The sequence below is a fragment of the Loktanella sp. S4079 genome (assembly GCF_000967725.1).
Classification (GTDB): Bacteria; Pseudomonadota; Alphaproteobacteria; order Rhodobacterales; family Rhodobacteraceae; genus Yoonia.
Genome location: NZ_JXYE01000002.1, coordinates 805,038 through 815,857 on the forward strand (window position 1 = coordinate 805,038; position 10,820 = coordinate 815,857).

5 protein-coding genes are annotated in these 10,820 nt (G+C 53.9%); 1 reads left to right on the forward strand and 4 read right to left on the reverse strand.

Annotated features, from left to right (window positions below):
- Window positions 1–11: 11 nt before the first annotated feature.
- The 3 genes from TW80_RS05185 to TW80_RS05195 all read right to left on the reverse strand — a co-directional run bounded on the left by TW80_RS05185 (window position 12) and on the right by TW80_RS05195 (window position 9,042).
- Window positions 12–5,663 (reverse strand): DUF7925 domain-containing protein, encoded by a 5,652-nt coding sequence (locus TW80_RS05185; protein WP_162197152.1) that lies wholly within the window; start codon window positions 5,661–5,663, stop codon window positions 12–14.
- A gap of 184 nt (window positions 5,664–5,847) precedes the next feature.
- Window positions 5,848–8,466, reverse strand: a complete 2,619-nt coding sequence (locus TW80_RS05190; RefSeq protein WP_045996236.1) for a DUF11 domain-containing protein — start codon at window positions 8,464–8,466, stop codon at window positions 5,848–5,850.
- Between the two features lie 63 nt (window positions 8,467–8,529).
- Window positions 8,530–9,042 carry a hypothetical protein gene (locus tag TW80_RS05195; RefSeq protein ID WP_045996237.1) on the reverse strand — a complete coding sequence of 171 codons (513 nt, stop codon included), beginning with the start codon at window positions 9,040–9,042 and terminating at the stop codon, window positions 8,530–8,532.
- 548 nt (window positions 9,043–9,590) lie between these two features.
- Between TW80_RS05195 and TW80_RS05200 the strand changes: the two genes are divergently transcribed.
- On the forward strand, window positions 9,591–10,085 hold the full coding sequence (locus tag TW80_RS05200; protein WP_045996238.1) for a hypothetical protein: 495 nt from the start codon (window positions 9,591–9,593) through the stop codon (window positions 10,083–10,085).
- Window positions 10,086–10,157: 72 nt separating this feature from the next.
- Here the strand turns inward: TW80_RS05200 and TW80_RS05205 are convergent, their stop codons facing one another.
- Window positions 10,158–10,766, reverse strand: coding sequence for a response regulator (locus TW80_RS05205; RefSeq protein WP_204218469.1), 609 nt, complete (start codon window positions 10,764–10,766; stop codon window positions 10,158–10,160).
- Between the last annotated feature and the right edge of the window lie 54 nt (window positions 10,767–10,820).

The following is a 10,820-nucleotide window of genomic DNA, read 5'->3' on the forward strand; positions in this document are numbered from 1 at the left end:
GTTTTCAAGCTCTATTGACCACCAAATTGATCGAGCCGATCCCAGAGGGTCTCGTCGAGCATCAGGCGCATCCGTAGGTACATCCCTTCTTGGTACATGGTGCTTTCGATTGGGGAACGGCCGATTGACTTGTTGTAGCCGACTGACAGCATGGCGCCTTCATCAAAGGCATAGCCCAGCTCCGCGCCCACCGCATTAGTGCTGGTATCTGCATCGTCCCAGAGGTGCATCACATTGAGTGCGGCGATCCATTGATTGTCGCCAAAGTCCCATTCAGCGCCCGCTTGCAGCAATTGCGTGGTCGTTTCGGCCGTGACAGCGTCACCGCCCTCACCAACCTCGACCTTGGTCACCTGACCCGCATATTTTGCGTTCAGCTTCACATTTTCGCTTGCTTCATAGGCGCCATCAATAGACCACAGATGCGTTGCATTGGTTTGCGCGCGCTGCTCAAGCTGATGTTCGTACCACGCCAGCATATTCAGCCGAGGGTTTTCAACTGGGCGGTAGGCAACGCCGACGCGGGTCCGTTGGCGTGTGTGCTTTGGTCCATCGCCACGGCGATCTACCCCAAGCCGAGAGCGCGCAAGGAAGGTCAGGTCGGGCGAAATTTGCGCCGCCGTACCGAAATCACCGTAGAAGGTGTTGCCTGCGTCCTCAAAGGTTTGATCTACATCCATATCAACAATCCACGAGCGATCTTCGGATTCCCATGACGCGCCGACGGAAAGGCTCGTTAAGGTATTGCCGTCACCGGACATAGGTTCGCTGTGCTCAAGGTTAGCTTGGAATTTGAGTTGATCGGTTGCGTTCCAGTTTGCACGAAACCCCTGAACAAGTTGTGCACGTTCGAGGTCGTCGCCGCTCGCAGTGTAGTTGGTGTATCCAGAAACAAGTTCGCCGATCCGATAGTCCGCGCTCAGGCGCACGTCGGTGACTTTGTCTTCGCCTGTTTCGCTATTCGAACTCAGATCAACCGAAGCACCCAGTGTCCATCCCTGCCCGAAGCGATAATTCGCACCCAGGTTTGCCGTTGTCAGTGCGCTGCCTTCAACTGGAACTTCTAACTCAGAAGTGAAGGTTAATGCAGGCGCCGATTCTGGCTGCCACTTGTGGCCAAACAGCACAAAGGTTTCGCGTGGTCGTCCATCTGCCGCCAGATCAACTGTGCTACGCAGACCGATGTTGCCGCTCAGGTGATTGTTGACCTTGCGATTATAGGTCAGCTCTGCGGTGGCTGTTTCTGTTCCGGCCTGCCGATCAGCGAGGTAGCGTGCGCTCGCGTTCAGGCTGGTCGAGCGTGTCAGCTTACGATCCAGATCAACGGTGACCAAATCACTGTCCACGCGCGCCTGTGATCCTGTGGGATCAAAATTTTCGTCTGTGCGGGTTGCCTCGACACGCAATGTGCTGACCACACCATCGAATTCGTAGGCAACGCGACCAGCATGCCCCAGATCGCCATCATTGTTTTCTGATTGCGCCAGTTCGACCTCGATATGAGAGGCGCGGCTGAGTTCACGGCGCACATAGGCTGCGCGAACGCGCTCTCTTTCCGCTGAGACACCATCGGCATCCGCGTGGACAACACGCAGGCCCAATTCCGTTTCCTCAGAAAGCTGGTACCCAATTTCGCCGCCATAGAGCCAGTAACGCTCGCCACTGTCATCGTCGGTTTCATAGGTCACGCGAATGCTGATCGGGTTTCCATCCTCATCCGCCTGCGCAACTGGGCTGTTAAAGACCAACGCATCCCTGAAGAAATCAAGCACATAGTCTGTGCCACGCCGCTGCGTAAAGCTCTCGATGATTTCGTTTGTGTCCTGATCACGGATCAGGATTTCGACTTTCTCAGAGCCCTCGATGTAACCGGACAGATCCAGATCATATGGTCCAGAAATCCCGCGACCCGCGATTTCTTCGACCTGCTGTTCTTGGGCAATATGCGCTGCAAAGATCGAGACTGATACATCGTCGCCTTCCCAGTAGGCCTTGCCGCCCGTTGCGACGCGATTGTAACCGCCTAGACGGAACCCCGTGTTTTCGGGCTCAATGGCCATATCGCCATAAAGAACATAGGACTGTCCATTCTCGATCTTAACGTAGAGATTGCTCGAGGATTGCGCGTCAAATCCACGCTCTGAATTATCGCCGTAAACTGGGTAGTATTCGTCACCACGGATATCCCGGAACAGACGATCATCTGTGTCCTTATCCGAGCTATAGCGTAGCGTCAGCAATGCATCACCCAAGATACGCCCCTTAAGGTATACCTCTCCGCGCAGACCAGTTGCTGTATCCTCAAACGGGCTGATCCGGTTTTCTTCGATCAGATCACCGCGCCCCTTGAGGGCCACAGCACCTTCGATCACACCTACCATGATGCGTTCATCCAGATTTGGAGTGAACATGATTTCGACTTGCGCCTCGTCAAAGCTGCTGCGCGCCTCGATCACATCTGGTCCGGTCACCTGCGGTGCAAGCAAACCAAAGGTCGCTTCGCCATTGTCGATGTAGACTTGAGTGCCGGGTTGGTTATCGCGGATATCGACCACATCCCAAGTCGCATTGCGCGCCCGCAGCGTTACGGTGCTCGATGCATCCAAGCGCACACCATTGGCGTCCAAGATACGCACGACCACTGGAATCACAGTCCCCGGTGTCGCTGATGCTGTCTCGGGGGCGATCAGTTCGATCTTGGCGGGGTCACCGGGTGCTTTTACCGTGATTTCTTCGCGGACACGTTCGTTGCCAAAAGGATCCGCTCCGGTCAATACGATCCGATTTTCACCTGCGCGCAGCGGCACCGCGATATAGGCCATCGCCTGTAGATTTTCGCTCGCCAGCACAGATTTCTCACCGATCTGCGCCGCAGAAATCAGATCACCATTCACCAGCACATTCAAAGTCAAATCCGCTGGACCTTTGACTTGGATATTCGTCGTCCGCCGGGTCATGGCCTGACCATCTTCGAGCCCGATAAAGCCCGGTTCATTGGTAAAGCTACGCATCAGCGGCTCAAGACTTTGGCGCTCTGGCGCGGTTTCACGCGCCTTTTCGGCGAGTTCTGGGGCTGGAGTGGCACCTGCACGACGGGACGCTGTGTAAATATGCGTTGTCGTCGCGATACCTGCCTCTGTCCGGACTGAACGGACATCACCGCGCGATGGTGTCATCGGCAGATCAGAAATCGTATTGCTGTCGCCGGTATGACGTGTCTCAAAGCGTTCTACGCGTGCTTCAACATCGGCCATCGCCTCTGGAGAGCATGACGCAAGCGCAAAGTTCTCAGTCTGAAGCTCACCACGTGTCAACGGCACCAAACGTGATCCGCCGCGACGCATGTCGTTGGTCCGCGTTACTGTGACCTCTGTCTCTACGGGCAGCGTGTCACTCATGACCGCAAGCACATGTGACACCGGGCGCAAACCGAACAAAGAGTATTTGCCATCAATGTCTGTCACGACGGATAATCCGCTTTGGGTGACCAGTTTCACACCGGGAACACCGGGCTCTGATGCGTCGTCACGCAGCCCGTTACCATTGCAATCCATATAGACAGAGCCAGCAATCGTTGCCTCACGCGCAAAGACACCGCCAGAATTATCCAAGGTCACAAAGGTACTTGCGACATTAGACGCACGATAGTCGCCCGTTCCGGCCTGACGGCCATCCAAAATCGCAGAGTTATAGTTACGGCCCACCCGCGCAAGCGACGTAAAGCGCAGAACATATGTCAGCTCACTTTCCTGACGTGGCAGCATATTTCCCAGCTCAAACCGGTAGTCACCAGTCCCATCAGCGATCGGATCTGGCCATGCTTGCCCATCATAAAGCGTGGAACCAGCCACATAGACCGCGCCAGCAGGCAGGCGATCCAGAATTTCGGCACCGATGAGAGCCTCATCCATCATATTCACGGGCTTGAGCGTGTAGACCACAAACTCACCAGTGCGAACATCATCCTTGTCGGCGGTTTTTTCCAACGTCAGCGGCACACCGTAAAACGGGTCAACAGGCACGTCCGCTACATGGAGTGCGCCACCAGCATGCTGGAAAGTCTCGCCATAAGAAATCTGTGTATCCGTATCCCGGTCATAGTTCGGGAACGTCAGCCGCGACGATGGAAAAGCAAAATCACTAGGTGGCGTAACAGAATAGCTGTAGGTGCCCGCAGCAACATCACCCAGCGCAAAGAAACCTTGTTGGTTGGTTGTTGCTTCGGCAACCACATTGCCGTTTGCATCAACAACACGCACGATCGCGCCTTCAACGGGGGCATTGGTCACACTGTTAAAGACAAAGTTACCTGGATTCACCAGCAGCGTATCCGTGATCACGTCATCACCACAAAGCGCTTGGCTTTCTAGTGTATCGCCATCTGCTGCAGCAAGAACACCATCATTGACAACTGGATCATCCATATAAGCGACCGGTAAGGCTGTCGTGTAGAAAACGCCAGTGTTTGCGCCAGTCTCGCGGGCGATTACGACTTCGGAGTCATCCGTGATACGGCTGGTTACGGTGACTGAAATCTCATCAACTGAATCGCTGATGTTACAGGCACCCGCACTAACCTGGAGCATCGTGTCTGCGCCAATTGTGCCATAGTCCGTCGGTTCGCGCGTATCTGCGCTCACGAAACTCAGCGCGGCCCCAATGTCAGAGCTGTAGCGCGTCGTAATCACGTTGGAATCCAGCGTTTGCGCCGTACCGCTGTTTGCGTTGTAGGTCTGCGCAATGTTCCTGATCGTTACATCACCCAAGTCGTCGCGCACGAAAACCGAGAAATACAGATCGGTTGCGCGCCCCACACCGTAGCTGCCATCCAGAATGAACGCGACCGCATCAACATAGGACAGATCGACTGGCGCCGCGGTCTGATAATCCTGCTTGGGTGTATCGCGCAGATGGTACAATGGCTGCAATTCTGCCGAAGCCCCAAATGCCGTGAATACAGTATTGAGGGGCACGACGTCGCGCACCAACACCCCGTTCCGGGCGGAACCGTCCACGCGAATGGGCGCGCCGTCAATCTCAGCATAGGGCGCGATGTCGGTTTCGGAGTCGTTGTGAAAACGCAGACGGTAGGTTAGCTCTTCGCCATCGTCTAGTGCACGGCGCGATACTGACTTGAGCACCTCAAGACCGCCCTGGACGATCGCAATCCGGCCAGCCGCCGTTTGTACACCCGTCGCTTGTGCGCCGGTTGTTGTGCTATGTGAATCCACGTGAAGGCTTACGGTCGCGGTTTCACCCGGTTGGGTAAGTTCGTTCACTTGGAAAGCATAGATTAGGTTCATGTTTCCGCCCATCGGAAGCATCAGCTCATCGCTGGCCTCAACGATCGGTTCATCGGCGTCAATGATGCCATCCGAGTCTTGATCCCAATATAACACCCCGCCTTCGACAACATTGGTGTCCCCAGAAAGCGCGATCGCCATGTTAACGGCAAGATCGGTGTTCCCCATATTCATGACTTCAAAGTGATGCTGATCCGCCGTCCCACGCGACAGTGTCAGATCAGAAAAGCCAGCGACTTCGATTGCAGGAACATCTGCGACGATGGCTTCGACCGTGTTGGAATAGACCGTTTCGGTAACGCCCAAGTTAGGATTAAAGTATGTCGCCCCTGCGACGTTGATGATCCGTGTACCAGACATTGTCGGAGCCGCTGCCACTTCCACGCTGGAACCGATCAATAGCATCCCAATACTAGCGATTAAGGAGCAAAAAGATCTAAAATTTTCCATTATTGTAACCTTCAACCAAGGAACACCAGAAAAACGCTGGGTGTGCTCCTCCCGGCCGGGGCCGGAAGGAACGATTTCATGTGGAAAGAGCCCCCTACTCGTCCACTTTCACTGTGAACTCGAGCGTCGCAAAGCTGCCCGGCTCTACAGTGCCGTGTGTGCTCGAGATGTTCGGAGCAGTCGCAGTGGTGACCGTGCTCGTTGCAACTGGTGTCACTGCTGCATCACAACCGCCGCCGCAGTTTTCAAATGTGGTGTAAGCAGGCACAATGTCCTTAATTTCCACATTTGCAACTGGGGCTGTACCTGTGTTGCTTGCCTCGACACGGTAGCGGATACATTGACCCGGCTCCACGTCTTGACGATCTTTTGAGAACGCACCGACAGCACCCGTACAGGTTGGGTCGATGGCTTGTGTTTTCACCAGTGTCACGTCACCCGAAACCACGACGATGCGGTCTTCAACAGCGTTGTCTGCGGTATCACCGTCAGTTACCGATGCACTATTCAAGCTCGTCGCAAGGGCCAGCGTTCCGATTTCCGATGATCCCGGCACAGAGCCAGCCTGCACGCGGTAGATCAACGCTGCTGTTGCACCTGCGGCCAAGCCACCAATGTCATCAATGTTGTCGATTACCGGATCAGAAGGATCCAAGACACCATCAGCATTTTGATCCCAATAGATCGCGCCCGAGAAGTCAGTCAGTCCCGTTTGGGTGATCGCACCTTCGGTAATTGTGATGTTACCTTCGTTGGTGATCGTGTGACGGATATCGACAACACCACCTGGGGCGGCTTGCACTGTCTGGCTTGCCACAATCGCGACATCGACAACTTCGTTGACTGTAACTTGGTTCACGATGCTATCGCTTTGACCAGAGACAGGCGAGCTGACAACAACCTCAAACGGCACATCTTGTGGCGCTGCACCATCTTCTGGTGTCACGACAACAACGATGTCAGCGGTGCTTCCTGATGGAATTGTGCCCGTATTGGTTACAACTGTGCCATCGGCCAGTTGGAACTCATACGACCAGCCCGCAGGCAGCGGTGCCGCAAGCGACAGGTTATAGCTGTCGGATGTTGGCCCAAGGTTTTCGATGGACATTGGGAAGCTCACAGCAACACCAGGATCGGTGTTCGTTGTCACCCATGGATTGCCGCCATTTGTCGGCGCAGCACCGTCACCTTCGGAACCAACAACGCTGTTCTCGAGATCAACTGAGGCTGCCTGAACCGCACCAGTGAATTCAGCAGTAGAGCTATTCACCTGACCCGATGCCTCTGAAATCGCATCAACAGTCGCGGTAAAGTTGGTTGCACCCGCAGCCGTCGGCGCAGTGTTGCTAGGTAGTGTTGCTAGCAATGTCACCTTAGTTGCTTCGCCCGGTGCCAGAGGACCGACACTTCCGACGATAGGTGTAACCCCATCAGCACCAACAAAGCGGAACGACGTACCCGCAGGGAAGTCAGTGTTCGCAAAGTCGAGCGTGTAGCTATCTGTTTTGTTCGAGTCGTTACCGATAACGAACTCAAACGCGATCACGCCACCTTGTGAAACATCACCCGTTTCGGTGACTTCGTCGTCACCCGCTGCGCCATCGTCGGTCAGAGAACGAACAACAGTGGTGTCAGCTTGGGTGTAGGTGTCATCCATCACATGCGCATACTGCGGATCAACCTCGACAGAGGCCGTATTTGACGGAGGGAACGCGCCGTTCACGTCAGACTGCGTTGCAGTGTTTTCGATCAAACCCGCATCTGCCAGCGCACCAATCGTAGTTTCAAACGTGACCGAGCCTGTCCGACCTGGATCAACGTTTGAGATAGTAAAGTCGATTGTGTTTGTTGCAGTATTGACCTCAAAGACGATTGTCTCGCCAGAGCCGTTTGTCGCATCAACACCCGTCCCGTTGGTCTCGTCCAAACCACCAGCTACGGCACGGTCTGACCATTGTGCGGAACCCGATGTGAATGGCAGGTTAGCGTCAATGATATCTTCGACTGAGTAAGCCGTCGAAGCTGCAAGACCAGTGTTGGTGTAGGTCAAAGTGATTGTAACGGTATCGCCCGCGTCAACGATGCTCGGATCGCCTGCGCTCTTGTCGACGACCATCGACTTGACCAATTCCATGATAGCGGCTGAAGAAACCGTCAATGTATCAACGTTCGAAGACGTCACCGCTGCGGTCAAAATACTGGCTGCAGCAACAGTCAGAGTTTCAGACTGACCAGCTGTCGCTGTCGAAGGTGCAGTTGCATCAATGACAACACCAAACCGTTCGCCAGCAGCAAGTGTCGGGGTCTGGGTAATGGGTGTTGCGTTATCAGCGACACCATCCATGTCAGCATCCGCATAGAACGTGACAGAGTCGAAGTCATACCCACCGGCGCCTTCGGTTGCTGTCAACGTAAATGCGTCTGGACCGTTACCATCGTTGGTGATGATATGCGGCAGGAACGCCTTACCACCGGGTGCGATGTTTTCAGTGTTATCTGAAGTAATGGTCACACCTGCGACTTGCTGAACAACTGTTTCCACCTTGTTCGACGTCACTGTGATCGTGTCACCAGCAGCATTGGTATAGGTTGCGACCGCTTGGTTGCCGATGACCGTACCCGCATCGGGCGGCGCCGCAAATGCGGCCGATCCGACAAGCGTTGCAGCGACCAGAGCGCTACTAGACAGTAGGATTTTTCGTTGCTGTTTCACTATCTTTTACCTTTCTACGATTTAAAAATGACAAACCCGATCAACTGAGCGGGGTTCGCCCTCTCAGTTGACGACAACCCGATAGGTGTTCAGCGTCGTCTCGCCACCAGCTAAGGTGGATTCCAAATTCCAGCGGACAGCGGCAATCGCGTCTGCGGGAACAGGCTCTTGGGATTTTGATCCGTCTTCTGCAATCACAGTGCGAAAAGCTGGCAAGGTGGACCATTCCAACCCTTCCAGCTCCGGATCAATCTCGGCCTGAATTTCAAAGATCGCGTCTACGCTCGAGAACTCTGTTCCAAGAGCAAGCGTGACACCGTCGGGGATTGGCGCGAAAACAGACAATCCCGAAATATCGCCCTCTGTCATGTTGCTGTGGGTGATCGCGTATTCGATCGTCTCGCCAGGGCGCACTTCACTGCGTGCGACTAGTGTTTCTTCGCCTGCGGCATCGACTTCAACGATCTTAAAGTCTGCGGTACTTACCAGCTCTTGAGCCGCGACAGTTTGCGGCGCGACTGACACCAAAGCAGCAAATGAAACAGTCACGACTTTAACCAAATGAGGCATAGACATTGTATCTCTTCCTTTTTGAACAGCCGGCCGCGCGCCGGCATATACACTCGCGAGAAAGCTCCACTCAAACGTGTGCTTTCGATGCCTCTAGATTTCGCGAAAACGTGACCGCGCGATATCCTCAATAAAGGACACAGCGCGTATCTTTCGGCTCATAACTATCCGAAAGTGTAGATAGAGATACCCAAACCGACAGGCATTCGGGCAGAAACAAGGCGCCCGCACGGCGCAATTGCAGCGACACAACCTGCTGATATTAAATTGCTTTACCGAACACGCTTTCCCGCGATTCTCAGCAAATTTTGGGCTTTGTGACATTTGTCACATGTGCGCAACGCAAGAACGGCTAAAACAGAGTCCGTTTTTGACAACCAGACCACGAGAGAACTATACGAAAGGCTATCGGAGTATACGGATGTGCGACGTGACTATGCCTCAACTCGCTCCTACCGTGTGAAACTGTCATGTCACCATTGAACCAACGCACGTGATATGATGTAGCCCGTGACCATCTCTAGTAAGACCTGTTAACCCGAATAGGAGCAATCATGACCCGCCGACTTTTAGCAACTGCGATTGCACTCTTGAGCGCAAGCCCTGTGATCGCGGGTGGATGTCGCCCTCTTCAGCCTGACGGCGTGGCGGTTTTGCTCGGGTCTCATCACATTCAGGCGCAGCAGGACTTTAATGAATTCAACCCTGGCGTCTTTCTGTCGTGGGACTGTGATATCGCAAATCCACGTGTTGGGGTTCACCGCAATAGCATGTCGGAAATATCCACTTCTATTTCATTCACTTCAGATTTCTTGAAACTGAGCAAAGCTGGATTTGATCTCCACCCGTTCTTTGGATTTGCCCATTATCCGGGTTCTGGCGATGAAGTACCCATCAACGTCGGTAAGTCTGATATCATTCCAATTGTCGGGCTGGAGCTAACGCACGAAGCGGTACCAGCCTTTATCCAGTATTTACCGGGCGACGTCGAAATGGGTGACTTCGCCCATCTTTGGACCTTTGGTCTAAAATTCGATCTCAACAAATAAAGACGCCCCGCGAGAAGATCTGCGAGGCGTTGAAGAAATGCCCGAAAAGTAAGTCAGGCCTTAACTGTCCGTTCAGACCATATATTGATCACGTGCAATCATCGCAGCGTGCGTTCTGTTTTTGGCCTGTAGTTTCCGACAGAGTGTCTTGACGTGCAGCTTTACGGTCACTTCCTTGAGATCCGTATCGCGGGCGATCTCCTTGTTGGATTTCCCTTCGGTAATCCCCTTGAGCACCTGCTTTTCACGTTCGGTCAGATGACTGGTCGCACTGTTTTCTTCTTCTTGCGCCGTCATGAAATCCAGTGGCGCGTAAATCTCGCCCATCGCCATAAACTTGCAGGCATTGATCAATGACTTTGCCGCCATCGTTTTGGGCAGGAAACCAGCCGCCCCCATGCTGAGCGCCTTCTCAGCAATTGATTTATCTGCTGAACCAGAAATCAATGCAACTGGCCGACCATCGTTGGTTTCCAGCGCCCTTTCCAGTCCGGCCAATCCGTTCATTCCCGGCATCGCATAATCTAGCAAAACAAGCGCCATCGGGGAGCTTTTGTCAATTTCGGTTAGCGCATCGTCAAGGCAGGCTGCCTGCGCAACTTGCACGCCCTGCTCTTGTTGCAAATATAGGGCCATTGTTTCGCGTACCATATCATGATCATCAGCGATCAGAATCTTCATCACTATCCTCTTTCCAACTAACATTCCGAGCGTCAACCAGAGCACAGCCCCCTA